This is a genomic window from Paenibacillus foliorum (assembly GCF_013141765.1).
GTDB classification, from domain to species: Bacteria; Bacillota; Bacilli; order Paenibacillales; family NBRC-103111; genus Paenibacillus_S; species Paenibacillus_S foliorum.
In genome coordinates this window covers 41,093-65,530 of the sequence record NZ_WHOD01000070.1, presented here as the reverse complement: position 1 = coordinate 65,530, position 24,438 = coordinate 41,093, and the positions used below count along the sequence as shown (strand labels likewise).

The window sequence follows — 24,438 nt, the reverse complement described above, 5'->3', positions numbered from 1 at the left end:
TATGAGGCAGGTGCTATAATGGCAGTAATTGAAGCTCAAGCATTGGATATGTCTGCCATTCTGATGCAGGCATACGACTTAGGAGATATGATAAAAATTTCCACGGAGACGTCGGATTATTTATATTGGAAGCAGCGCAAGGACGAGGACCCTCAGGTAAAGGAACTTGTGATGCTTTTTAACAAAAAGAAAGAACTGTTCGAAGAATGTCAGAGGTTTGGCCATTTTCATCCAGACTACCATGCGGCACTGGAGCAGGTACAGGCTATTCAGGAGCAACTAGATAACCTTGAATCGGTCAAGTATTACAAAGAAGCAGAGCAGCGGCTGGATGATCTGCTGTTTACAGTATCGCAAATGATTGCGCATAGTGTGTCAGACACAATTAAAGTGCCCGGTAATGATATGAACGCAGGCGGCGGAAGCTGTTCCACTGGAAGTTGCTCTACAGGAGGCGGGTGCAGCGGAAGCTGTGGCTAAGTATTTAGCAGATCACAGCTTCAGTTGCTAATTCTGTTCTTTGGATTTGGCTTTATAGAATCACACTGTGTAACGGTTTAGTTTCAATAGGGGCCGAATTTCACCAACAACCGTATTGTGGCAATTAAGCACTTTGGGATGATAGAATTCTTCTAAAAGTAGGATTTCTTCTTGATTGAGCAGATCCAGTTGTACCAGTGTTTCCATCACAGCTGGATAAATGGCGCGCATGGTTCCATCTTCAATTTTGAAAGCCGCTCCCCAGCCCTTCTCTGGAATGGTGAGGGCAAACATCCCTTCTGCTCCCATCTTGCCTATAATGCGGCCCTGAGTCACTTCGATTAGTCGAGTGTCGAAGCGGTCGCTCCCTGCTATATAGTATGGCTGTTGAGTAATGGCTCCTACAATACGCCGACAGGCTTGAGCACGCTGCTCCGGCAAGCCGGTTGGCTTGCCAAGCCGTGCATAAGCATAAGCGAGCGATTCCAACGGCATCGCAAATACCGGAACACCACAACCATCTGTGCCTAAGTCAATTTGTTCTGCTGGGACATCGCACATTTGGGCAATGATGTCCAGCATTCGTAATTGGATGGGATGAGAGCTTGATACATAGGGCTCAGAGGTAGCTCCTATTGATGGTTCAAGCAGCTGAGAAAGGGCTAGCATGCCTGAATGTTTGCCTGAGCAGTTATTGCGAAGGGGCGTGTTAGGGATTCTAGTTTCCTTTAATCGATTGGCTGTAGGCAGGTGAAAGGGGTCGTGAACTCCGCATTGAAGGGCTCCTTCGTCCAGTCCGATCCGATGTAGAATCTGATTTGCCATCGCAGCATGGGAGTCTTCGCCGTTATGGGACGCGCATAGAAGAGCGATCATTTTATCATCAAATTGAAAGTGAAGATCGCCATTCATTTCTAATAAAGGAATCGCTTGCAACGGCTTAGCCGTAGAACGAGCGAATGTATGATAGGCCGAGTCGCCAACAGAAGCAATTAGTTCATGGTTAGCATTAACAACGGCTATGTGGCCGCGGTGCAGGCTTTCAGTCTTAGCTCCGCGCAAGGCTTCAACTAGTATTTGTGCCATATTCAATTTGTTTCGTCCTTTCATTGATTATCTTATTATAGAAAGAAGGTATAAATCATGTTTACTGATCGCAGTGGCTTAATTGTTTGGGTGAGTGACCTCAAAGCTGCTAATAAACAGTTAGAGCGTTACGGAAGTGTACATTATATTTCTAAGAGATTGCACTATGCGGCTATGTATGTACATTCATCCAAATTGGAAGAAACAACAAAACAACTGCAGAAGCTGCCTTTTGTCAAAAAGGTCGAGCGCTCTTACCGCAATGAGATACAAACAGAATACAGTAGTAATATGGCTGATAAAACACGTTTCTACACAGTATAACTGCAAACCATCGATTGTTAAAGAAAAGAAGTAGGTAAGGCACCAGGCGCTCTATACTTTTCTTTTCTTAATATAAAATGCATTACCAAAAGCTTCTGAACCATCGGAGGCTTTTTTTGTACATGCAGTTCATCAATCAGAGGGATGAGAGTGAGGTTTTTAGTTGTTAAAGATAAGAATTTCCATGGTATCTAAAGATTTTTTTATTTGGAATCCGTTTTCAAATCTAGTAAAATAAAGGGGGATCAAATGTACATAGGCGAAAAGGACTAGTTTAATAGGTGAGGGGTTGTGATTTATGAGAGACAGAACAATTGACCGATTAAACAGCTGCGAGCCGTTTTACGTTGCATTGGGGGACAAAAACGTCGCAGATATCGTAATCACAAATCATGCTCGGATCCGTTGGGCGGATAGGGTTGAGAGCCAAAAAACGGGCTTTGATGATATATGCGATTTTTTGTGGGATAGATTGAAGGCAGGGAATATTAAGTCTTATTATAAGAACGGTGAAGACGTTTATTTGGTTGAGGATGATTTGGTGATGGTCGCCGAATTCACAGGGTGGGAATCGAGCTCGGGAATAAGCAATCGGCAGCTGCACCGCATGGTAATCGTCACTTTTCTTGGAAGAATGTCTGAAACTATTGAACTACGTGACTTGAAGTCTTACTACTCCTGGCTTCGCCATTCACGTAGGATGACATTGATCAAAAATAGCAGAAAACGCAGATAAATGGAATATATTATATAGGGGCATTCCGTTAAATACGGCATGCTCTTTTTATTTTTGCTATAATAGGTGTACCAAAGCAAGCTGGAGGTAAACGGACAATGGCACTTAATTTTCATCAGCTTCATATTTTTTATACGGTAGCGGAGAAAGGAAGCTTCTCACACGCGGCGCAAGCGCTTCATATGACACAGCCTGCAGTAACTATGCAGGTGCAATCTTTAGAAGATTACTTTGGAGCGAAGCTGTTCCATCGTTCAACGAAAAAGATCGAGTTGTCTGAAGCTGGTAGATCATTATTACCGTATGCTAAACGCAGCATCGAGCTGATGAAGGAAACCGACATTAACATGTCCAAGTTTACACATATGTTGGAGGGAAGGCTTCACTTGGGAGCGAGTATGACAGTTGGCGAGTATATTTTACCCCGACTATTAGGGCCATTCGGTAAGGAGTATCCCAATATATCAGTAAGCATGAAAGTAATCAATACACGGCTAATTCTCGATGAAGTTCTAAATCACCAGTTGAATTTTGGATTGGTTGAGGCTGAGATTGATCATCCTGATGTGCACATTGAAGCGGTTATGAAGGATGAGCTTGTATTAATCGTACCGAGAGACCATCCCTTAGCGCAAAGTCCGAGTGTGACCATGGAGGAGGTTCTTAAGTATCCATTTGTGCTGCGCGAGCAAGGCTCGGGAACTCGCAGGGTCATGGAGGAAGAGCTGGCAAGAGCAGGTTTTGATTCGACTGATATGAAAATTGTGATGGAGCTCGGCAGTACTGGAGCCGTCAAATCAGCGGTGGAAGCGGGGCTTGGCATCTCAATCCTATCCCAATCGTCACTTAAGCATGAGACAGCATTAGGCGTACTAGCAATTAAACCGATTGAAGGTATCCGCTTCTCGCGAAGCTTCTATGCAATTTACCTGAACTCGACTATTTTACCGATCTCAGCTGTCACTTTTGTTACTTTTCTGCGTGAACGGGATTTGAGTCAGTGGATGTAAGGATATATATTACGCAAAATCTTTAAAGGTGGGGTACATTATGTTATACGCAGATTTACATACACACACAACGGCTTCGGACGGAACACAGCCATCCTCGGAAAATGTTCGGCTTGCGTTGAAAGCGGGTCTCGCGGGAATAGCCATTACCGATCATGATACGGTTGCCGGGATTGACGAAGCGTTAGCGGCGGGAACACAATACGACATTACGGTTATTCCTGGTGTTGAAATCAGTACGGTGTCTGAAGGACAGGACATTCATGTCCTTGGATATTGGATTGACCATACAAATCCACTATTGTTGCAACGTCTCTCCTCACTGCGAGACGTCCGAGAGCAGCGCAACATGATGATGTTAGAACGTCTGAATGAGCTTGGTTTACAAATCACAATGGAAGATGTGCTGGCTTCTCTGCAAGCATCGAAAAAGGCTGACGAAACGATTGGCAGGCCGCATATTGCGGACGCGCTTCTGAAGAAGGGCTATGTAGCTTCAATGGCTGAGGCTTTCGAACGATATTTAGGTAAAGGAGCGGCAGCTTATGTCAATCCGCCGCGGATCGAGCCCTTAACTGCCATTGAGTGGATACGGGAAGCAGGCGGTGTACCGGTTCTTGCCCATCCTGGACTGTATAATCTAGATAAGCTGATCCCACAGCTTACTGAAGTCGGATTAGCAGGACTGGAGGTATATCACTCTGACCACACACCAGAGCAGGAGAAACATTATCGAGCAATTGCTGAGCAGCTCGGGCTTATTATGACGGGGGGCTCTGATTTTCATGGGGAGCGCGGCGGTGTTGTATTTCACGCTCCAGTTGGAGCCCGCAAAGTCGAGATGTCGGTTGTGCAGCTGCTGATTGATGCGAAGCAGACAACAAGCAAACTACTGTTCAGTGACAAGGGTGAGGATGAGGGGGCACAGGCATGAAAATACGTAAAGCCATCATTCCTGCAGCAGGCCTAGGAACGCGCTTCCTGCCTGCTACTAAAGCTCAGCCCAAAGAAATGCTGCCCATCGTTGATACACCGGCTATACAATATATTGTTGAGGAAGCCATCGCAGCTGGCATTGAAGACATCATGATCGTTACAGGACGTAACAAGCGTGCGATTGAAGATCATTTTGATAATTCAGTTGAGCTGGAAATGATACTCGAAGAAAAAGGGAATGTGGAGCTACTGCGGCTGGTGAAGTCAGTTTCCAATCTGGCAGATGTACATTATATTCGCCAGAAGCAGCCCTTGGGACTTGGCCACGCAGTTCTGTGCGCACGCAAGTTTATTGGGAATGAGCCGTTTGCGGTTCTACTTGGCGACGATATTATTCAGTCGAGTCCGCCTTTTCTTAAGCAAATGATTGATGTCTACGAGCAAACGGAGACATCGGTTATAGCTGTGCAGGAAGTGCCTTGGGAAGATGTCGATAAATACGGAATTATTTCGCCTGCAGCAAGTGGAGGGCAGTACCAATATGTAGAGGATTTGGTTGAAAAGCCGGAGCGTGGGATGGCTCCATCCAATCTGGCTGTTATTGGAAGGTATATAATCGCACCGGAAATATTCGGGATATTGGAAAGCTGTGAGCCGGGTCGTGGCGGAGAGATTCAGTTGACGGATGCACTCCGTATACTCAATGCATCGCAGCAGATGATAGCTTATCCCATACAGGGCAAGCGCTATGATGTTGGGGACAAGCTGGGTTACATTCAAGCGACCATAGAGATTGCTCTTCAGCGGGAGGATTTACAGGATGCACTGAAGGCCTATTTGCAGAAGCTTACTGAATCCTGGGGAAGTAAATAAAGCTTAGGACTGATTGTATCTTGTGGTTGAGATCCCATATAAAATATATAGCTTGCAGGACGAGAAATACGTTGCCTGCAAGCTTTTTTGCTGTGATTTATTCTTCATTCATTTTCCTTGTCTGTAATTCGAGTTCGGCCGCCGTTGATATATCCTCTTGCAATACGTGAGGCACGAATTGTTGACACGATTATATAGGTTTCATCTCTCGACATCGTACGGTTTTCATAAGAAAAGTCGGACAAATCCGCAATCTGCTCATCGGTATATTTGTCGAATAGGTCAATTAATTCTTCGATATTTTCTCTCATGCTACTACCTCCATATGGGTTGCTATGACCATTATTAAGTAAGTTTTCCTTTACGTCAACAGAGGATTGATACATTTGGGGTCGTATGTTATGATTGTAAAAATTTACCCAGAAGCAAGCAGTTGATTAGGTTTCAGATTTTTCGAAAAAATGGTACTCATACTTACTAATTTGGTTTTGGTTCACATAACTCAAAAGGGGGATATTTGAAAATGGCGTATTATTACATGGAACCATCTCGGACGTTCAGTGAGTTTCTGCTTCTTCCCAATTTGTCAACAAAGGATTGTACACCTGCGAATGTTGATCTGAAGACGCCCATTGTTAAGTTTAAGAAGGGTGAGGAGCCGGATATTTCACTGAATATTCCGTTTGCATCAGCTGTGATGCAGTCGGTCTCAGATCACAATATGGCGGTTGCATTGGCGCGAAGCGGAGGGATTGCCTTTATTTTCGGCTCCCAGTCGGTGGAAGAACAAGCGGTTATGGTTAAAAAAGCAAAGAGCTATAAAGCGGGGTTTGTAGTAAGCCGCTCTAATCTTACCCCTTCTCATACCCTTCAAGATATACTTAATTTGAAAGAAGAAACCGGTCATTCTACGGTTGCGGTTACGGATGATGGAACGCCAAAGGGTAAGCTTCTAGGGATCGTAACAAGCAGGGATTATAGAACTAGCCGCGATTCGCTTGATAAGCCAGTCCATGAATTTATGACTCCATTCGCCTCTCTTTTTTACGGTAATTCGGGCATTTCATTGCCTGAGGCTAACGATTTGATCTGGGAGCATAAGCTGAATTGTTTGCCGATAGTTGATGAGCAACAAAACCTGGATTTCCTTGTTTTTCGTAAAGATTATGATGCGCATAAAGAAAATCCTCAAGAACTGCTTGATCGGAATAAAAGCTATATTGTTGGAGCTGGCATTAATACGAAGGATTATGAAGAAAGAGTTCCTGCTTTAGTAGAAGCGGGGGTCGATGTGCTTGTGATAGATTCCTCGGATGGTTTCAGCGAATGGCAGCGTGACACTTTGCAGTATGTAAAATCAAACTTTAATGTAAAAATCGGGGCCGGTAATGTCGTGGACCGTGAAGGATTTCTGTATTTGGTTGAATCGGGTGCAGACTTTATCAAGGTAGGCGTAGGCGGTGGATCTATCTGTATAACGAGGGAACAAAAAGGAATAGGCCGCGGCCAAGCATCAGCTCTTATTGAAGTAGTAGAAGCTAGAAATAAGTATTTTGAAGAAACAGGTATTTATGTGCCGATTTGTTCGGATGGCGGAATTGTACATGACTATCACATTACCCTTGCGTTAGCTATGGGTGCTGATTTTGTTATGATGGGAAGATATTTTGCCCGCTTCGACGAAAGTCCGACTAGAAAGTTGAAGGTAGGCAACAATTTCGTTAAGGAGTTTTGGGGTGAGGGATCTAACCGTGCTCGGAATTGGCAGCGTTATGATACAGGGGGCAAGCAAGGCCTTGTTTTTGAGGAGGGTGTCGACTCGTACGTACCTTATGCGGGAGGTTTGCAAGAAAATTTGGATAAAACAAACAGCAAAATCAAATCAACGATGTGCAATTGCGGGGCGAAAACGATTGAAGAGCTTCAGCGCAAAGCCCGTATTACCATTGTATCTGCGACGAGTATTATTGAGGGTGGCGCTCATGACGTTATTTTGAAGGAAAGCAACTTATCTGGAGAATAAGTAATTAGCGCATTACGTTTGATTATGTGTAAAAATAACGAAGAAACACGAATATAGAAAAAAGGCGTCTTTCAATCCTCTTGTGAAATCAGGAGATTGAAGCGCCTTTTTTGTATAACGGGTAGAATGGTTACTTGATGCTCACGGGCATTTGTTTGATTTCATCGGTATTTGGCGTCACAAACAATGTCTTTTGGTGGTCGTAAATGACAAATCCAGGCTTAGCGCCGCTTGGTTTGCGGACATGCTTGATCATTGTGAAATCAACTGGCACAAGACTTGAAGACTTAGCTTGGCTGAAATACGCCGCCAGCTGTGCCGCTTCATGGAGTGTAGCATCGCCGAATTGAACGCTTCGAATGACCACATGTGAGCCAGGAATATCCTTTGTATGCAGCCAGGTATCCGCAGATTGGGCCAGTCGGTTGGTTAAATATTCGTTTTGCGTATTATTCTTCCCAACATATATAGGGATTCCTTCGCTAGAAGTAAAGCAGGAAAGCAGCGGCTTCTGGTTGGCTTTCTTTTTACGTGTTTTTTTGCTGCGGTCGCGAATATAGCCTTGCTCGATCAGTTCTTCACGAATTTCCTCGATATCGCTAAGAGATGCGGTGCCAAGCTGCTGGAGCAGACTGTCCAAATAATGAATTTCCGTTTGGGTTTGCAGAAGCTGCTCTTTTACCGCTATTAGACTGTTTTTACTTTTAGTATATTTCTTGAAATAACGCTGAGCATTGTCCGAGGGCGTGAGCAATGGGTCCAGAGTAATAAAGATAGGGCGCTGCTCTTCATCATAATAGTTGATGACCTCGATCTGTTTGTCACCCTTCTGAACTAGATGCATAGAGGAGGTGAGCAGTTCTCCAAGAATCCGGAATTTATCCGCCTCTTGACCTTCCTCCAGCGTTTCTTGAAGTTTTTCCATTTTTTTAGCATTTTTGTTTCGTTCATTTTGCAGAAACCGCAGCAAATCGGATACCCGCTGCTTGACAGTATCCCGCTCTGCTTTATCTCCATAAAAAGCTTCCAAGCATTCACTCACGGAAGAATACCGTTTGATCTCTCCATGCAGGTGAGTCAGCTCTATTATCGAGAAGGCTTGCTTGGACGTTTCGGGTTGCTCGCAAATATGTGGATCTCCGCCGTTTAGCTTGAGATTTTCGATGAGCACATGGAAGGGCTCCCACAAGAGTGCCGCATTGGCTTCAGGTGTATTTGCCACAGTTAAAGGATATTGGGTGCGATAGACAAGCTCTTTGGCAACGAGCGGACTGAATCCGCTAAAGCGCGTAACCAGACGTTGTTCCCATGTTTCCTCATTAATTGCTTGGGGATCCGGATGAACAGGTTCATTCAGGCTTTTCAACACATCGGCCTCTTGTGCAGGCGTAGTATGAGGTTGAGTAAGCAGAGTAATGAAGCGCTCCTTATCCACATGAAATGGATGATGTTTATGCTGCTCAGGAGGAGTGGTATACCTACTTCCGGGCATAACTATCCGGTAGCTGCTGATTGCTGGCGTTACATGATGAATCCCGTCAATGACGGTATCTGTTGCCGGATCAAGCAGAATAATGTTGCTATGCCTTCCCATTATTTCAATAATGATGACCTTGCTGCTGACATCCCCAATTTCGTCTCTCTGGCGTATCTGAAGACGAATAACCCGCTCCAGCCCCGGTTGGGTGATGCTCTCGATTACGCCGCCATCACAATGTTTGCGAAGCAGCATGCAAAACATCGGAGCTTCCATAGGGTTGGTAAAGGTTTGTTCGGTTACATGAACACGAGGATATGTGGGATTCGCGGACAGGAGCAGCTTTACATTACTGCCTTGAGCGCGAAGCTGCAATACAATATCATTGCCTGATGGCATGTGTACTTTATTAATTCGGCCGCCCACGCAAGCCTGCAGCTCCTGCACGAGGCTGTGGACGACAAGACCGTCAAACGACATGTTCGTTACAACTCCATTCAAATTCTAGTTTTTATAAGGGCTTAAGAAGATATACTCTATCATGCCATATTTTCGGCAAAAACTTAAGTCTGTCATCCCATTCCTTCTATTGTGCTATTTTTTAGCTTGTCTGAATACATTTATTTCTAGAGGTTGTTTGATCCTTTTGGGAGGGAATGAGCAGATGAGTCAGAAAAAGTGGTACCAGATGACGGCGGAGGAGATTATGCAATCGCAGCAAATTCATCCGTCAAAAGGGCTGTCGTCAGAAGAAGCGCAAAAGCGTTTGGACGAGCATGGTCGTAATGAATTATCCGAAGGGGCAAAAATATCACCGATCGCATTATTTTTAAATCAGTTTAAAGATTTTATGGTGCTGGTGCTGATGGGGGCTACACTCATTTCAGGGCTGCTCGGTGAATATTTGGATGCGGTAACGATTATCGCCATTATTATTATGAATGGGATTCTCGGCTTCGTTCAGGAATTCCGGGCTGAGCGCTCACTTCGTGCCTTAAAGGAATTGTCAGCGCCACATGCGAAGGTGCTGCGAGACGGCACGCTGTTTCAAATACCTGCTAGAGATCTAGTGCCCGGGGATCTTGTCCTTCTGGAGAGCGGGGATCGGATCCCGGCAGACATCAGGTTTGTTGACGCCAATAGTCTTTACGCGGAGGAATCTGCTTTGACTGGAGAATCCGTGCCGGTCAATAAGCATACGGATGCGCTTAACAGTGAGGAAGTGCCGCTCGGCGACCAACGAAATCTTGGCTTTATGGGCACGATGATTACGAGGGGAACGGCGAGAGGTATAGTGGTCCGCACTGGGATGAATACGGAAATGGGTAAAATTGCTGACTTAATCCAAAGCACGGAATCTATGGAAACGCCATTGCAGCATCGCTTAGAGCAGCTGGGGAAAATATTAATTATCGTTGCTCTTGCATTAACCGTAGTTGTCGTAATAGCTGGTATTGTCCACGGACAGGAGCCATACGGTATGTTTCTTGCCGGTGTCAGCTTAGCTGTTGCAGCAATCCCCGAAGGATTACCGGCAATCGTAACGATTGCTCTTGCACTGGGTGTGCAGCGGATGATCCAACGAAAAGCAATCGTGCGCAAGCTGCCTTCAGTCGAAACTCTCGGCTGCGCGTCGGTTATCTGCTCAGATAAGACAGGCACATTGACACAAAACAAAATGACAGTAACCCACCTCTGGCTTGGAGGTCATGTGCTGGAGGTTACAGGCGATGGTTATGACCCTCGTGGCGATATTCTGAGCAGCGGCAATCAAGTGGATATCCATAACAATCTGATGCTGAATCGGCTGCTGCAAGTTTCGGTGCTCTGCAACAACGCCGTTCTGGTAGAAGAAAAGACAGAGGCCAAACGCAAAAAGCAGGCGACTGAGGAGCTTGCTATCAGTTGGAACATCAAAGGCGATCCAACCGAAGGGGCACTTGTTGTACTTGGAGCCAAAGCTGGTACCACCCAGCAATTAATGGGAGGGCAGTTCAACCGTATCGGCGAATTTCCGTTTGATTCTGAAAGAAAACGGATGACTGTACTGGTTGATCATCAAGGCGGCCGGATGGTTTGTACGAAAGGAGCGCCTGATTTGCTGCTGCACAAGTGCAGTTACGTTCTATGGGACGATAAGGTGATTCCATTCACCACGACTTTGAAACAAAAGGTGCTGGCAGCAAATGAAGGCATGGCGAAAAATGCACTACGTGTGCTGGGCCTAGCTTATCGTGACCTGAAGGTTACTGACAGCTATGCGGATGAAGATGAGGTAGAAATGGGGCTTGTCTTTATTGGATTGACAGGGATGATCGATCCTCCCCGCAAAGAGGTGAGGGAAGCCATCACCAAATGCCGCAAGGCTGGCATCAAAACGGTGATGATAACAGGAGATCATCAAGGCACTGCAGAAGCGATTGCGAAGCAGCTTGGTATCTTGCCTCCAAATGGTGGATTGGCGTTGAATGGGCAGCAATTGAATCAGCTAAGCGATGACGAGCTAGATGATCGCGTAGAGGATGCTTATGTATACGCTAGGGTATCCCCGGAGCATAAGCTGCGGATTGTAAAGTCGCTACAGCGTAAGGGCCACGTAGTCGCAATGACAGGCGACGGTGTGAATGACGCGCCTGCCATCAAGGCGGCCGATATCGGAATCGCGATGGGCATTAGCGGTACAGATGTGACCAAGGAAGCAGCAGCGCTCGTGCTTAGCGATGACAACTTCGCGAGCATTGTTGCTGCTATAGAAGAGGGACGCGGGATTTACGAAAATATTCGCAAGTTTATCCGCTACCTGCTAGCTTCCAACGTTGGAGAAATTATGACTATGTTTCTGGCCATGATGGCAGGGCTTCCGCTGCCGTTAATCCCGATTCAAATTCTATGGGTCAACTTAGTTACCGATGGTCTTCCAGCGATGGCTCTTGGCGTAGATCAGGCCGAGAAGGATCTGATGCAGCAGAAGCCTCGCGGTGCCCGTGAAAACATCTTTGCACGCCGCCTGGGCTGGAAAATAATAAGCCGGGGAATATTGATCGGATTGTGCACGCTTGCAGCTTTCTTGATCGTGCTGTACCAGGGGCCCAAAGGGGATGCGGTCACATTGGTTCATGCTCAAACGGTCGCTTTTGCTACATTAGTTATGGCACAGCTGATTCATGTGTTTGACTGCCGCAGCTCCCGTTCAATCTTTCACCGCAACCCGTTGCAGAATGGTTATTTAGTATTAGCAGTCATCTCTTCCTTACTCTTAATGCTGGCTGTTCTGTACATCGAGCAGCTGCAGCCGATCTTCAAAACGGTTCCGCTCGGCTGGCAGGATTGGATCATCGTGCTTGTGTTCGCTGGAATTCCAACATTTCTAATGGGCATCGGCAGTGTCATGAGCAAGCCTGCAAAGCGGAAGCCTATTCGTTACGGCAGCGCCAAACCCATCACCAGATAAAAGACATCAAAAGCCTGTGCGTGGGAATAGAACCCATTGCACAGGCTTTTTGCTTTTTCAGTAAATATCGGTTAAAATTTTGCGGAAAAACTATGCATGTTATTCGTTTTGCGTTATGATAGTGGCTAAACAAAAGGAACTCTAGAAAGATTGAAAGCAGGAGAGATGATGAATTTCACAAAAATGCATGGTTTAGGTAATGATTTTATCATCATTGCAGGCGAAAGCAAGCTGCCGTCGAATGCAAGCGAGCTTGCCGTTCAATTGTGCAGCCGTTTTTTTGGTATTGGAGCTGATGGTTTAGTATATATACTGCCTTCTGATATATCAGATTACAAAATGCGTATCATTAATTCAGACGGATCGGAATCCGAGCAATGTGGCAACGCGGTGCGCTGTGTTGCTAAATATATTTACGAGCATGAGCTTATTGATTCCTCTCGAACGGAGTTATTTATTGAGACGTTGGGAGCGGGATCACAGCAGGTACAGCTTACGGTATCAAATGGCAAAGTGACGGCCGTTCGTGTCGATATGGGGGAGCCGGTGCTTCAAGGAAAGCTGGTTCCAACTACTATCGATCAAGAACAAGTGCTGAACTATCCTATTGAAGTGGATGGACGGGTTTTCCACTTCACCGCCGTATCGATGGGGAATCCGCATTGTGTCATTTATGTAGAGGATGCAGCTTCCATCGATCTTGCTGTCTGGGGACCGAAGTTGGAAGTACATCCCCTGTTTCCGCGGCGCGTCAATGTGGAATTTGCTACTGTCAAATCACGAGAGGCTATGGATATGCGAGTGTGGGAGCGTGGAGCAGGACCAACCCTAGCATGTGGGACTGGAGCTTGCGCTACTTTGGTATCATCCGTATTGAATGGTTTGTCAGATCGAGTAGCTACCGTTTCATTAAAAGGTGGAGATTTGCTCATCGAATGGAGTAAGGCTGATAACCGTGTATATATGACGGGTCCAGCTGAGCAGGTGTATTCCGGTATTTTAGGCTGATAAAGCGCAAGTTTCGAAATCGGCGTGGTTCACAAGCTATTTTCACAAGCTAGTGATGATGGATAGCCGTTTAACCTTGTGGGGTATATTGTAAAAGGGAAGGTAGGCCGGTAGAGGATGAAGCTTGATTTGAGGGAAGCGCTCCGTCAGCAAATTATTATTGGTGATGGAGCCATGGGGACTTACTTGTATCAGATGGGATTTCCTGTTGGTATATCCTATGAGGAACTAAATTTATTGAAGCCGGATGTAATAGCTGATGTCCATAAACGTTATTATGAGGCGGGCGCGAGGCTAATTGAAACAAATACGTTTTCGGCAAACCGCGAGAAGCTGTCCAAGTACGGACTCGAAGAGGATGTTGAGGCCATTAACCGCGCAGGTGTAGAGTTGGCTCGCAAAGCGGTTGGCAATGACGCCTATGTCGTTGGAGCGATCGGTTCCATCCGTGCAGGAATGCGTAAAAATTTCCGGACTGTAACAATAAAAGAAGATTTGCGTCAACAAATAGAGATTTTATTGGACACACAAGTGGACGGGCTATTGCTTGAATCATTCTATGATCTTGAAGAACTGCTGCTGGCACTAAAAATAATTCGCAAGCTCAGTTCATTACCGGTAATATGCCAATTCGCTACAGAAGGAACAGGCACGACACAAGATGGCGTTAAACTGCATGATGCTTTTGCAATGCTGAAGCAGAACGGTGCTGATGTTGTTGGCTTTAACTGCCGAAGTGGTCCTAATGGACTTTTGCGTTCGCTTGAAAAAGTGGCTGCGGCAGGTGACGTATTGCCTTACTCCATATTCCCTAATGCAGGTATCCCTGATTATGTGGATGGTCGTTTCACCTATGCAGCAACGCCTGAATATTTTGCGGAAACTGCTATAAAATTTGCTGATCTAGGAGCGCGTATCATTGGCGGATGCTGCGGAACGACACCAGAGCATATTGCTGCTATGTCTAAGGCGATTGCTATGTATACACCTGAACCGACAGCAGTGGTTAATGAGCAGCAAAATGTGAGTAGAGCTGTGTTGCCTGAACGTGAACCGGTAAAAGCGTCGGATGAAATAACGCAGGCTGCAGTCGAGCCGAATATTATTGATTTAGTGAAGCAGCGCCATACCGTTATTGTAGAGCTGGACCCGCCGCGTGATTTGGATATTGAGAAGTTCATGAAGGGCGCGCACGCACTTAAAGAAGCCAAAGTCGATGCTTTGACTATGGCAGATAATTCACTGGCTGTAACCCGAATGAGTAATTTGGCGCTTGGCTATTTGGTTAAAGAGCAAACGGGACTACGCCCGTTGATTCATATAGCTTGCCGCGATCGCAATTTGATAGGAACCCAGTCTCATATGATGGGATTGCACGCTCTTGGGATTGATCATGTGCTTGCAGTAACTGGAGATCCAGCACGATTTGGCGATCTGCCGGGATCGAGCTCGGTTTATGATTTGACATCGTTTGAGATAATCCGTATGATCAAACAACTAAATCAAGGAGTCGCGTTCTCCGGTAAGGCGCTGAAGAAACAGGCTAATTTTATTGTAGGAGCTGCGTTTAATCCTAACGTCAAGCATCTGGACAAAGCAGTACAAAGATTGGAACGGAAGATCGAAGCCGGTACCGATTACATTATGACGCAGCCCGTATATGATGCTCAATTGATTGAGAAAATCTATGAGGCTACCAAGCACTTGAGCATTCCTATTTTTATCGGCATTATGCCATTGGCTAGCGGAGGCAACGCGGAGTATTTGCATAATGAGGTTCCAGGCATACAGCTCTCAGATGAGGTACGACAACGTATGAGCGGTTTGAAAGGTGAAGAAGGCCGGGCCATGGGTGTGCAAATCGCCAAGGAGCTTTTGGATACGGCGATGAAGTATTTTAACGGAATCTATCTAATGACACCATTCCTATCTTATGAGATGACGGTCCAGCTGACAAATTATGTGTGGGAGAAATCGGGGAGAGCTATTTCCACTTGTACCCACTAGCAAAATGAATTAATATAGGATAATGGATGTGAAAATGCGATGATTCGCAGTATGACCGGATTCGGACAAGCAAACCGCGTATTTGCTGGCTATAGCGTGCAAATGGACCTGAAAACGGTCAATCATCGGTATTGTGAAGTTATTGTTAGGATGCCCCGCGAATGGTTAAAGTATGAGGATTTACTTAAACGCACCATTCAGCAGCAGATCAAACGGGGACGTGCAGATTTGTTCGTCACGATTGAACGTACTGCTGCAGCGAATCAAACGGCGGAGCTGAATTGGACCTTAGCGGAAGCTTACCATTCGGCAGCCAAGCAGCTAAAGGACAGATTTGGACTCGACGGTATGATGCAGGTGAAGGATTACTTGCATATTCCTGACTTGATCTCCATTAAGGAAACAATTGAAGTTACGGAAGAAGAGATGGAGTATGAACTTAAGGAATGCGTAGGGGATGCGGTTAAACAGCTTCTTCATATGCGTGAAGCCGAAGGTCGGAATTTATACGCGGACACCCTGCAGCGAATTGAAGCTACAGAATCCTTCCTCGAGCAAACCATACAATTGGCTCCTCAAGCGGTGCTGGATTACACAGCTAAGCTGCGTTTACGCATACAGGAGCTGCTGCAGCATCCTGTTATTGATGAGGTTCGTTTAGCGACAGAGGTTGCGGTGTTTGCCGAACGGGCCAATGTGGATGAGGAGATAACCCGCCTGCAAAGCCATCTTCAGCAATTCAAACAGCTGCTGGACTCCATGGAGCCGATTGGAAGAAAGTTAGACTTTCTTGTTCAAGAAATGAACAGGGAAGTGAACACAATCGGGTCTAAAGCTAACCATGCTGGTCTCACTACGCTTGTGGTGGAAATGAAGGCTGAGCTGGAAAAAATGAGGGAGCAGATTCAGAATATCGAATAGAAGGCTAATCAAGCTAATGAATGCTTACAAGGCGGCTTTGTTGTAGCAAAGCCTGTGGGAGGAAAATAGATGGCTATCAAACTTATTAATATCGGTTTCGGTAATATTGTTTCTGCGAATAGAATCATTTCTATCGTAAGTCCGGAATCAGCGCCAATCAAGAGGATTATACAAGAAGCGCGTGACCGTCACATGTTGATTGACGCGACTTATGGACGCCGTACTCGAGCAGTGATTATTACGGACAGCGACCACGTGATTTTGTCAGCGGTACAGCCTGAAACGGTGGCACATCGACTTTCCAATAAGGACGATGATCATGACGAGTAGTGAAAAGGGAATATTAATTGTACTATCAGGACCTTCCGGAGTAGGGAAAGGAACGGTCTGCAAAGCTCTGAGGGATTGTGCCCCCAATTTAATCTACTCCGTTTCAGCTACGACACGTGCTCCACGTGAGGGTGAAGTGGACGGTGTGAATTATTTCTTCAAATCAAGGGAACAATTTCAGCAGTTGATCCAAGATAATCAAGTGTTGGAATGGGCTGAATATGTTGGTAATTATTACGGTACGCCTCGTAAGTTTGTAGAGGATACGTTAAACTCAGGTAAGGATATTATCCTTGAGATTGAAGTTCAAGGTGCTCTGAAAGTAAAGAAGTCGTTTCCTGAAGGTGTATTCATATTTTTACTGCCTCCGTCTATGGATGAATTAGAGAATCGTATTGTCGGGCGCGGAACAGAATCGCAGGAAGTAATCCGAAGCCGGATGTCAGTTGCAATGGATGAAATCCGCATGATGGAGCATTATGATTATGCTATTGTTAACGATCATGTAGAGCATGCATGCTCAAATATTCAATCGATTATAGTAGCTGAGCATTGCCGTAAGGATAAAGTGGTAAGTAAAATAAAACAATGGATGGCAGAGGTGAAGTAAATGTTATACCCGTCAATTGACAAACTGTTAGATAAAGTGGATAGCAAATATTCGTTGGTTGTTGCTGCGGCAAAGCGTGCAAGATTGCTTCGTGACGGAGCGAAAACAGAGGTTCGTAACAGAGCATCGTATAAGAATGTAGGACTTGCATTGGAAGAGATTTATGAGGATCACATCTCTTACGAAAAGCTGCCTAGCAAAGAAATCGTAAAGTAAGCTGTTCTAACAACAACCCTCGTGGTTGTTATTTTTTTCTCGATAATTGGGGGCGAATTGGGAATGCTTCGTAACAAAACTATCGTTCTTGGCGTCAGCGGAGGAATTGCAGCTTATAAAGCAGCTGCAATCTGTAGTAAATTGGCTCAAGCAGGAGCCGATGTGCGTGTCATTATGACAGAATCCGCAACCCGTTTTATAGCACCTTTAACCTTTCAAACTCTCTCACGGCATGATGTGATTGTCGATACATTCGACGAGAAGGATGCGGCCGTTGTATCCCATATTGATCTGGCGGATCGCGCCGACCTGGTTGTGGTGGCGCCGGCTACGGCGAATATTATTGCCAAAATGGCGCATGGATTAGCTGATGACATGTTAACTACTACACTTCTGGCTACTACAGCTCCTGTACTTGTTGCTCCCGCTATGAATGTGCATATGTATGCCCATCCTGCGGTTCAAGCCAACATGGAAACCTTGGCAGGACGCGGGGTTCTATTTGTTGAGCCGGGAACTGGGCAATTAGCTTGCGGATATGTCGGCAAGGGAAGGCTTGAGGAGCCGGAGCAAATTGTAGAAGCGATTCACCGCTTTTTTATGGAAGAGGGGCAGCTGCGTGGGAAAAAGGTGTTAGTTACGGCAGGTGGCACAGTTGAGCGTATTGACCCCGTCCGATATCTAACTAATGATTCGTCCGGGAAAATGGGGTATGCGATTGCGGAAGCAGCTCGAAGTATGGGAGCTGAGGTAACACTCGTGACAGGGAAAGCCTCGTTGTCGGTTCCCAACGGTGTATCGGTTGTGCATGTTGAATCTGCACAGAACATGCTGGAGGCTGTTTTGGAAAGGCTGCCGGGTTCAGATATTGTTATCAAAGCTGCGGCAGTAGCCGATTATAGGCCTGTGGAGAAAGCAGTGCAAAAAATTAAAAAAAATGAACAAGAAATGACACTTACCTTAGTCAAGAATCAAGATATTTTACAAACCATTGGCAGTATGAAAAAAAATCAATTCATAGTAGGATTCGCTGCTGAGACTGAACGTATCGACGAATATGCGATGGGTAAGCTTTTGAAAAAAAATTGTGACTTGCTGGTTGCCAATGATGTCACGCAGGAAGGCGCAGGCTTCGGGACCGATACGAATGTTGTACGCATATACGATAAGAATGGTTTGGTAAGGGCGCTGCCTATTATGACGAAGCTTGGTGTAGCCCGTGAACTGTTAACGTTGATTGCTGAACGGACCGTGAAGGGAGAAGGGACAAACAAATGATGTATGCAAAAGTCATTGTGGATGTCCCTGCGAAACAAACAAACCGTGCTTTCGACTATTTTATACCGGAAAAAATGCGGGAATGGGTCTTGGTAGGAAGCAGGGTTGGCGTTCCTTTTGGCCCTAGAAAGCTGCAAGGGTTCGTGGTCGGACTTCAAGATCATGTGGACTATGACCCTGCTAAGGTAAAGCCTATTGCTGAAGTAATGGATTTATATCCGCCATTAACGCCCGATTTGGTAGAGCTAGCCAGATGGATAAGTCATACGTACTTATGTCATGAGATTACGGCCCTGCAGGCGATGATACCTGGCGCATTAAAGGCTAAGTATGAACGGCATGTGAAGGTTGCTGATAAAATGGCAGGGGAGCGCAATGTTGAAAAACAAGACATAGGTCAACATATAATGTCGCTTCCAGTACAGGATGAAATCATCCAATATGTTCGTGAAAAAGGCTCGGTAGAAATTGAAACCCTGCTGCAAAAGTTCGCCACAGACAGCGGCTCTGTAAAGCAATTGATACTGGAGGGCACTTTAGTTGAGGTGCAGCTGATCAAAGACCGGATGGCTACCAAAAAGGTGCTCACCGTTATTCCTCTTGAGGAACCACCGCAGCTGTTGGAATGGGCGGAGCAGCTGCCAGGAAGATCGGCTAAACAAAAGGAAGTGCTTCAATACTTAGCGGGACATCCATATCCGATTAAGCTATCTGAACTATTGAATGAGCTTAGCATAAGCGCAAGCACTGTCAAAGGATTAGCGGAGAAGGGCTGGCTGGACATTCAAGAGATTGAAGTGTTCCGTGATCCCTATGCTGAGCGTTATTTTCGCAGGACGGAGCCGCTTCCACTCATGCCAGAGCAGCAGCAAGTATTTAGCCGCATCTCACAGGCTGTTCTAGATGTGAGGCATCAGGTGTTTTTGCTGCAGGGAGTAACTGGAAGCGGTAAGACAGAAGTCTATCTGCAGTCGATTCAAACTTGTTTGGATCAAGGCAGAGAGGCAATCGTGCTGGTTCCCGAAATTTCGTTGACACCACAAATGGTTGAGCGATTTAAAGGCCGCTTTGGTAATTTGGTTGCTGTTTTGCACAGCCGACTATCCCATGGTGAACGATACGATGAATGGCGCAAAATTATGCTCAAGCAGGTGAGCGTAGTTATTGGAGCGCGTTCTGCAATTTTTGCTCCTTTTACCCGGATAGGGTTAATTATTATAGATGAAGAACATGAATCCTCTTATAAACAAGAGGAGAGCCCCAAATATCACGCACGCGATGTGGCTGTTGCTCGTGCCGGGCAGCATCATGCTGTCGTTGTGTTAGGTTCGGCCACACCTTCGCTTGAAAGTATGTATGGTACGATGCGAGAGAACCCCATAAGAACACCGGAACCGGTGTCGATGGCGGCTGTTATAGGCGGAAATAGCTTAACTGAAGCCGTTAGAACGGATATTGTGAATGCTGCACCTGCCTCCAAATCCGGGCAAATTGGTGCGATTCAACAGCCAGGAGCCCGATTTGAGCTGCTAACGATGCAGAATCGTGTTGAAGGACGTCCGCTTCCTCGTGTTCATATTATTGATATGAGGGAGGAACTTCGGGAGGGAAACCGATCGATGTTCAGCCGTTCCTTGTATAAAGCGATTGAAGAACGGTTACACAAGAAGGAACAGATTGTTTTGCTGCTGAACCGCCGCGGCTATTCCACCTTCGTGATGTGTCGAACATGCGGATATGTAGCACAGTGTCCACATTGTGATATATCACTAACATTTCACCAAAGCTCGCACGCTATCCGTTGCCACTACTGTGGATATGCCGAACGTGAGGTGACCGTATGCCCAAGCTGCACAAGCGAGCATATTCGTCACTTTGGCACCGGAACCCAACGTGTGGAGGAGGAATTGAGCAAGCTCTTTCCAGGAATCCGTGTAATTCGTATGGACGTTGATACAACAACAGAGAAGGGATCCCATGAGAAATGGTTGACCCTATTCGGGAATCGTCAAGCTGATGTGCTGCTAGGTACTCAAATGGTAGCCAAAGGACTTGATTTTCCTCATGTTACATTGGTAGGTGCCTTAGCTGCTGACACCGTGCTTAACTTGCCCGATTTTCGTGCTGCTGAGAGGACCTTCCAATTGCTCACTCAGGTTGCAGGAAGGGCTGGAAGGCATGAGCTGCCAGGTGAAGTGTTTGTACAGACGTATGCCCCTGAGCACTATAGCATTATTAGCGCAAGCAAACATGACTACAATAGCTTTAAGGATAGAGAAATGACGCTTCGTAAATTCCATGAATACCCGCCATTTCATCGGCTTATACTGATCACTTTATCGCATGAACAGATACCCTTGCTTATGAGAACCGCGGAATCGTTGGCAGCACGTCTGAAGGAGCTTGCCAAATCGCTGGCTCCACTCCCGATTGAGATTTTGGGCCCTGTGGCATCGCCCATTGCTCGCATCAAGGATAGATATCGGTTCCAATGCATGATAAAATATCGGGGTGAAGCTTCTATTTCAGGTCTTGTACAGCAGGCTGTGGCATCCTTTGAGGATGTGGAAAGACAGCATAAGCTGACGATTAGTATCGATGTTGATCCGCAGGTGCTGATGTAGTTGAGCAGAAACCTCTTCAATTGATGAATCTATTCATTTATTTATTAAATTTCATTTGTTTTATTCCAAGAAGTATATCAATGAACTTTTTTCCTTAAGGAAGGTGTGTTAGTAAATGGCTATTAAAATTATTGTAAAAGACCCGGATCCCGTGCTGCGCGAAAAGTGTAAGCCTGTAACGAAAATTAATGCAAACATTCATAAGCTACTAAATGATATGGCTGATACGATGTATGATGCAGAGGGTGTAGGTTTAGCTGCGCCTCAGATCGGTATCCTAAAGCGCGTAATTGTGATGGATGTTGGTGATGAAAAAGGCTTGATCGAGTTGATTAATCCAGAAGTTATCGAAACGGAAGGTGAGCAAGTTGGACCCGAAGGCTGCTTGAGCATTCCCGGAATGAATGGTGATGTTCGTCGGGCTCATCGGGTAGTTGTGAAGGGGCTGGATCGTGACGGCAATGAAATAGTTGTCGAGGGGACAGAACTATTGGCGCGATGCATTCTGCATGAAGTGGACCATCTGAATGGGGTGTTGTATACCGACTTGGCTGATAAGGTGTACCGAGTTGACCCTAAGGGCGGTGAAGCATGAGAGTAGTTTTTATGGGCACGCCGGAGTTTGCTGTGCCCTCATTGCTTGTTTTGCTTGAAAGTGGTGTACAAGTCGTTGGCGTTGTCACTCAACCGGACCGACCCGTTGGTCGCAAGCGGGTTTTGACTCCTACACCGGTCAAGGCAGCAGCTGAGCAGTACGGAATTCCCGTACTGCAGCCGGAGAGGCTGCGCCGCACTGAGTCGGTTGAAGCATTAAAGGCGCTGCAGCCTGATCTGATTGTTACCGCAGCCTATGGCCAAATATTGTCCAAAGCAGTGTTGGACATTCCTAAGCTGGGTTGTATTAATATTCATGCTTCTTTGCTGCCGCAATATCGTGGAGGCGCACCTATCCATTATGCAGTCATGAACGGTAATGCAGTGACGGGTGTAACTATTATGTATATGGCTGAGGGCTTAGATACAGGGGACATGATCAGCCGTGTAGAGGTTCCTATTGAGGATACGGACACAACTGGCTCTATGTTTGATAAGCTTAGCCAGGCTGGGGCTCAGCTATTAAAAGAGACACTGCCGGAGCTAATAGCAGGCCGTGTTCAAGCGGTGGCTCAAAATGACTCAGAAGCGGTATATTCACCAAATATAAGCCGTGAGCAAGAGCTAATTGATTGGAATCAACCAGCTTTGACTATTTGGAACAAGGTGCGTGGACTTAATCCAAGACCAGGAGCCTATACCTTATGGAATGGCGATGTATTGAAAATTTGGGCCTGCGCGAAGCCGGAACCAAATGATGCATCTTCCAAGCAAGCTAGGCAGGCTGCAGGTACTGTCGTTGCTGTAAGCGAAGCCGGTGTGCAAATAGAAACCGGAGATGGCTTGCTAAACCTAACAGAGCTGCAGCCTGCCGGTAAGAAGGCGATGGACGCCGGGCAATTTGCCCGCGGCGGCCAACTGACGGCCGGAACGGTTCTCGGTTAAATAGCTGTATCTGGAATCCGGAAAGAGATCAGGAGGCAATACAAGTTGAGTAACGGCATCGGAAAAGACAACAAAATGAGTACAAAACAAAGCGCTAATGCTAAAGGCAGTTCTGGTAAATCGAATACAGTCACTGGCCCAAAGACAGCAGATAAGCGCAGAGGTGGTAGCCCGTCCAGCTCTAATGGGAATAAACCAAAAGGCGGCGCAAGAGACGCTGCATTGGATGTGCTGCTTCGTATTGAGCAGGACCGTTCATACAGCAATTTGCTGCTGCATCAAATTTTGCAAAAATATAATCTGGATAGACCGGATGTCGGGTTAACTACAGAAATTGTGTATGGCACCATCCAGAGATTGAATACGATAGACTATTATTTGGCACGTTTTGTTGCAAAAGGACTTGCCAAGCTTGAGCCTTGGGTGCGTAGTCTACTTCGACTCAGCTTTTATCAAATTTATTACTTGGATCGAATTCCTGATCACGCTGTCGTTAATGAAGCTGTCAATATGGCTAAGCGTAAAGGGCATCAAGGGATCTCAGGAATGGTCAATGGAGTGCTGCGCAACATCATCAGGCAAAAGGACAGCTTGCAGCTCCCCGCAGGTCTGCCGCCTGTAGAACGGATAGCCTTAACTCATTCCCATCCGGAATGGCTTGTACGGCGCTGGATCCGTCAGCTGGGCGAAGCCAGGACTGAGCAAATTTGCGAAGCTAATAATGTGCCGCCTCGAGTGAGTATACGTGTTAACACGCTGAAGCTGAGCCGCAGCGGGCTAATTGAGCTTTTGGAGCAAGCGGGCCTTGAAGCAGAGCCATCTGAATTAGCACCCGACGGAGTTATTGTCAGAGGTGGGGGCAACATGGCTTTAACGCCGTGGTATGCGGAGGGACTATTCTCTATCCAGGATGAGAGCTCTATGCTGGTTGCGCTAAGTCTTGATCCTAAACCAGGTGAAAAGATATTGGATTGCTGTGCAGCGCCTGGAGGTAAAACGACTCATATAGCCGAGAAAATGGGAGATCGCGGCGAGCTATGGGCTTGCGATATTCATGAACATAAAGAGAGGCTGGTTCAAGAGCAAGCAGAACGTCTTGGTCTTAGCTCGGTGCATACTATTGTAAAAGATGCGCGTGAGCTGCATGAGCAATTTTCTGAGCATAGCTTTGACCGCATCTTACTTGATGCTCCTTGCTCTGGGCTTGGTGTAATCCGGCGTAAGCCTGATATGAAGTGGAACAAGAGTGAACAGGAAATAGATGGGGTTTGTGTTATCCAACGCGAGCTTTTGGAACAAGTTCATTCGTTATTACGTCCAGGTGGTGTGCTTGTTTACAGCACATGTACACTGGAACATAACGAAAATGAGGGTATGGTTAATCAGTTTTTGGAGGCGCATCCTGAGTTCGAATGGGACCAGCCTAAGCCGTTGCAAATATATCCGTATGAGTATCATACCGACGGTTTCTTTATAGCTAAGCTGCGTAAACGAGCGTAAATAAAAGAG

Annotated in this window: 22 protein-coding genes; 19 read left to right on the top strand and 3 right to left on the bottom strand. The window is 46.1% G+C overall.

The window, feature by feature from the left end; genetic code table 11:
- Positions 1–18 precede the first annotated feature (18 nt).
- On the top strand, positions 19–480 hold the full coding sequence (locus GC093_RS18895; RefSeq protein ID WP_171653448.1) for a YlbF/YmcA family competence regulator: 462 nt from the start codon (positions 19–21) through the stop codon (positions 478–480).
- 60 nt (positions 481–540) lie between these two features.
- Here the strand turns inward: GC093_RS18895 and GC093_RS18890 are convergent, their stop codons facing one another.
- Positions 541–1,566: an asparaginase gene (locus GC093_RS18890; protein WP_171653447.1), complete on the bottom strand. Its 1,026-nt coding sequence runs from the start codon at positions 1,564–1,566 to the stop codon at positions 541–543.
- Positions 1,567–1,623: 57 nt separating this feature from the next.
- Here GC093_RS18890 and GC093_RS18885 point away from each other — a divergent pair, with 57 nt between their 5' ends.
- The 5 genes from GC093_RS18885 (at position 1,624) to galU (ending at position 5,445) form a co-directional block, all read left to right on the top strand.
- Positions 1,624–1,890 carry a YlbG family protein gene (locus GC093_RS18885; RefSeq protein WP_171653446.1) on the top strand — a complete coding sequence of 89 codons (267 nt, stop codon included), beginning with the start codon at positions 1,624–1,626 and terminating at the stop codon, positions 1,888–1,890.
- A 298-nt stretch (positions 1,891–2,188) separates the two neighbouring features.
- A complete protein-coding gene (locus tag GC093_RS18880) occupies positions 2,189–2,626 on the top strand; it encodes a hypothetical protein (RefSeq protein ID WP_171653445.1) in 438 nt (145 codons plus the stop codon).
- 98 nt (positions 2,627–2,724) lie between these two features.
- On the top strand, positions 2,725–3,636 hold the full coding sequence (locus GC093_RS18875) for a selenium metabolism-associated LysR family transcriptional regulator (protein ID WP_171653444.1): 912 nt from the start codon (positions 2,725–2,727) through the stop codon (positions 3,634–3,636).
- Between the two features lie 40 nt (positions 3,637–3,676).
- Positions 3,677–4,570 carry a PHP domain-containing protein gene (locus tag GC093_RS18870; protein ID WP_171653443.1) on the top strand — a complete coding sequence of 298 codons (894 nt, stop codon included), beginning with the start codon at positions 3,677–3,679 and terminating at the stop codon, positions 4,568–4,570.
- Positions 4,567–5,445 carry a UTP--glucose-1-phosphate uridylyltransferase GalU gene (gene galU, locus GC093_RS18865; protein ID WP_171653442.1) on the top strand — a complete coding sequence of 293 codons (879 nt, stop codon included), beginning with the start codon at positions 4,567–4,569 and terminating at the stop codon, positions 5,443–5,445. The genes GC093_RS18870 and galU overlap by 4 nt, the downstream gene beginning before the upstream one ends.
- 104 nt (positions 5,446–5,549) lie before the next feature.
- Here galU and GC093_RS18860 read toward each other — a convergent pair whose 3' ends face one another.
- Positions 5,550–5,756: a hypothetical protein gene (locus GC093_RS18860; RefSeq protein ID WP_171653441.1), complete on the bottom strand. Its 207-nt coding sequence runs from the start codon at positions 5,754–5,756 to the stop codon at positions 5,550–5,552.
- 212 nt (positions 5,757–5,968) lie between these two features.
- Between GC093_RS18860 and GC093_RS18855 the strand changes: the two genes are divergently transcribed.
- Positions 5,969–7,468: an IMP dehydrogenase gene (locus GC093_RS18855; protein ID WP_171653440.1), complete on the top strand. Its 1,500-nt coding sequence runs from the start codon at positions 5,969–5,971 to the stop codon at positions 7,466–7,468.
- Positions 7,469–7,598: 130 nt separating this feature from the next.
- Here the strand turns inward: GC093_RS18855 and GC093_RS18850 are convergent, their stop codons facing one another.
- Positions 7,599–9,425 carry an Rqc2 family fibronectin-binding protein gene (locus GC093_RS18850; RefSeq protein WP_171653761.1) on the bottom strand — a complete coding sequence of 609 codons (1,827 nt, stop codon included), beginning with the start codon at positions 9,423–9,425 and terminating at the stop codon, positions 7,599–7,601.
- A gap of 184 nt (positions 9,426–9,609) precedes the next feature.
- On the opposite strand from GC093_RS18850, the gene GC093_RS18845 reads away from it, so the two are divergent.
- The 12 genes from GC093_RS18845 to rsmB all read left to right on the top strand — a co-directional run bounded on the left by GC093_RS18845 (position 9,610) and on the right by rsmB (position 24,429).
- Entirely contained in the window at positions 9,610–12,396 is a 2,787-nt protein-coding gene (locus tag GC093_RS18845) for a calcium-translocating P-type ATPase, SERCA-type (protein WP_171653439.1), read from the top strand.
- 168 nt (positions 12,397–12,564) lie between these two features.
- Complete coding sequence (gene dapF, locus GC093_RS18840) at positions 12,565–13,404, top strand: diaminopimelate epimerase (RefSeq protein ID WP_171653438.1); 840 nt, start codon at positions 12,565–12,567, stop codon at positions 13,402–13,404.
- A 117-nt stretch (positions 13,405–13,521) separates the two neighbouring features.
- Positions 13,522–15,411, top strand: a complete 1,890-nt coding sequence (locus GC093_RS18835; protein WP_171653437.1) for a bifunctional homocysteine S-methyltransferase/methylenetetrahydrofolate reductase — start codon at positions 13,522–13,524, stop codon at positions 15,409–15,411.
- Between the two features lie 39 nt (positions 15,412–15,450).
- Positions 15,451–16,332 (top strand): YicC/YloC family endoribonuclease, encoded by an 882-nt coding sequence (locus GC093_RS18830; RefSeq protein WP_171653436.1) that lies wholly within the window; start codon positions 15,451–15,453, stop codon positions 16,330–16,332.
- Positions 16,333–16,401: 69 nt separating this feature from the next.
- Positions 16,402–16,662, top strand: coding sequence for an extracellular matrix/biofilm regulator RemA (gene remA, locus GC093_RS18825; RefSeq protein WP_009672664.1), 261 nt, complete (start codon positions 16,402–16,404; stop codon positions 16,660–16,662).
- Positions 16,652–17,272: a guanylate kinase gene (gene gmk / locus GC093_RS18820; RefSeq protein WP_171653435.1), complete on the top strand. Its 621-nt coding sequence runs from the start codon at positions 16,652–16,654 to the stop codon at positions 17,270–17,272. The genes remA and gmk overlap by 11 nt, the downstream gene beginning before the upstream one ends.
- Positions 17,273–17,488 (top strand): DNA-directed RNA polymerase subunit omega, encoded by a 216-nt coding sequence (rpoZ, locus tag GC093_RS18815; RefSeq protein WP_171653434.1) that lies wholly within the window; start codon positions 17,273–17,275, stop codon positions 17,486–17,488. It abuts the gene before it with no gap.
- Between the two features lie 63 nt (positions 17,489–17,551).
- A complete protein-coding gene (gene coaBC / locus GC093_RS18810; protein ID WP_171653433.1) occupies positions 17,552–18,766 on the top strand; it encodes a bifunctional phosphopantothenoylcysteine decarboxylase/phosphopantothenate--cysteine ligase CoaBC in 1,215 nt (404 codons plus the stop codon).
- Complete coding sequence (gene priA, locus GC093_RS18805; protein WP_171653760.1) at positions 18,766–21,390, top strand: primosomal protein N'; 2,625 nt, start codon at positions 18,766–18,768, stop codon at positions 21,388–21,390. The genes coaBC and priA overlap by 1 nt, the downstream gene beginning before the upstream one ends.
- Before the next feature lie 115 nt (positions 21,391–21,505).
- Positions 21,506–21,985, top strand: a complete 480-nt coding sequence (def, locus tag GC093_RS18800; protein ID WP_171653432.1) for a peptide deformylase — start codon at positions 21,506–21,508, stop codon at positions 21,983–21,985.
- Positions 21,982–22,929 carry a methionyl-tRNA formyltransferase gene (gene fmt / locus GC093_RS18795; RefSeq protein ID WP_171653431.1) on the top strand — a complete coding sequence of 316 codons (948 nt, stop codon included), beginning with the start codon at positions 21,982–21,984 and terminating at the stop codon, positions 22,927–22,929. Before def ends, fmt begins: the two co-directional genes overlap by 4 nt.
- Before the next feature lie 75 nt (positions 22,930–23,004).
- A complete protein-coding gene (rsmB, locus tag GC093_RS18790; protein WP_171653759.1) occupies positions 23,005–24,429 on the top strand; it encodes a 16S rRNA (cytosine(967)-C(5))-methyltransferase RsmB in 1,425 nt (474 codons plus the stop codon).
- The last annotated feature ends 9 nt before the right edge of the window (positions 24,430–24,438 follow it).

Excerpts from the sequence above, each read along its gene's own strand:
- GC093_RS18895 (WP_171653448.1), top strand. The coding sequence starts at position 19 with ATGGCAGTAATTGAAGCTCAAGCATTGGATATGTCTGCCATTCTGATG.
- GC093_RS18890 (WP_171653447.1), bottom strand. The coding sequence starts at position 1,566 with ATGGCACAAATACTAGTTGAAGCCTTGCGCGGAGCTAAGACTGAAAGC.
- GC093_RS18885 (WP_171653446.1), top strand. The coding sequence starts at position 1,624 with ATGTTTACTGATCGCAGTGGCTTAATTGTTTGGGTGAGTGACCTCAAA.
- GC093_RS18880 (WP_171653445.1), top strand. The coding sequence starts at position 2,189 with ATGAGAGACAGAACAATTGACCGATTAAACAGCTGCGAGCCGTTTTAC.
- GC093_RS18875 (WP_171653444.1), top strand. The coding sequence starts at position 2,725 with ATGGCACTTAATTTTCATCAGCTTCATATTTTTTATACGGTAGCGGAG.
- GC093_RS18870 (WP_171653443.1), top strand. The coding sequence starts at position 3,677 with ATGTTATACGCAGATTTACATACACACACAACGGCTTCGGACGGAACA.
- galU (WP_171653442.1), top strand. The coding sequence starts at position 4,567 with ATGAAAATACGTAAAGCCATCATTCCTGCAGCAGGCCTAGGAACGCGC.
- GC093_RS18860 (WP_171653441.1), bottom strand. The coding sequence starts at position 5,756 with ATGAGAGAAAATATCGAAGAATTAATTGACCTATTCGACAAATATACC.
- GC093_RS18855 (WP_171653440.1), top strand. The coding sequence starts at position 5,969 with ATGGCGTATTATTACATGGAACCATCTCGGACGTTCAGTGAGTTTCTG.
- GC093_RS18850 (WP_171653761.1), bottom strand. The coding sequence starts at position 9,425 with ATGTCGTTTGACGGTCTTGTCGTCCACAGCCTCGTGCAGGAGCTGCAG.
- GC093_RS18845 (WP_171653439.1), top strand. The coding sequence starts at position 9,610 with ATGAGTCAGAAAAAGTGGTACCAGATGACGGCGGAGGAGATTATGCAA.
- dapF (WP_171653438.1), top strand. The coding sequence starts at position 12,565 with ATGAATTTCACAAAAATGCATGGTTTAGGTAATGATTTTATCATCATT.
- GC093_RS18835 (WP_171653437.1), top strand. The coding sequence starts at position 13,522 with ATGAAGCTTGATTTGAGGGAAGCGCTCCGTCAGCAAATTATTATTGGT.
- GC093_RS18830 (WP_171653436.1), top strand. The coding sequence starts at position 15,451 with ATGATTCGCAGTATGACCGGATTCGGACAAGCAAACCGCGTATTTGCT.
- remA (WP_009672664.1), top strand. The coding sequence starts at position 16,402 with ATGGCTATCAAACTTATTAATATCGGTTTCGGTAATATTGTTTCTGCG.
- gmk (WP_171653435.1), top strand. The coding sequence starts at position 16,652 with ATGACGAGTAGTGAAAAGGGAATATTAATTGTACTATCAGGACCTTCC.
- rpoZ (WP_171653434.1), top strand. The coding sequence starts at position 17,273 with ATGTTATACCCGTCAATTGACAAACTGTTAGATAAAGTGGATAGCAAA.
- coaBC (WP_171653433.1), top strand. The coding sequence starts at position 17,552 with ATGCTTCGTAACAAAACTATCGTTCTTGGCGTCAGCGGAGGAATTGCA.
- priA (WP_171653760.1), top strand. The coding sequence starts at position 18,766 with ATGTATGCAAAAGTCATTGTGGATGTCCCTGCGAAACAAACAAACCGT.
- def (WP_171653432.1), top strand. The coding sequence starts at position 21,506 with ATGGCTATTAAAATTATTGTAAAAGACCCGGATCCCGTGCTGCGCGAA.
- fmt (WP_171653431.1), top strand. The coding sequence starts at position 21,982 with ATGAGAGTAGTTTTTATGGGCACGCCGGAGTTTGCTGTGCCCTCATTG.
- rsmB (WP_171653759.1), top strand. The coding sequence starts at position 23,005 with ATGAGTACAAAACAAAGCGCTAATGCTAAAGGCAGTTCTGGTAAATCG.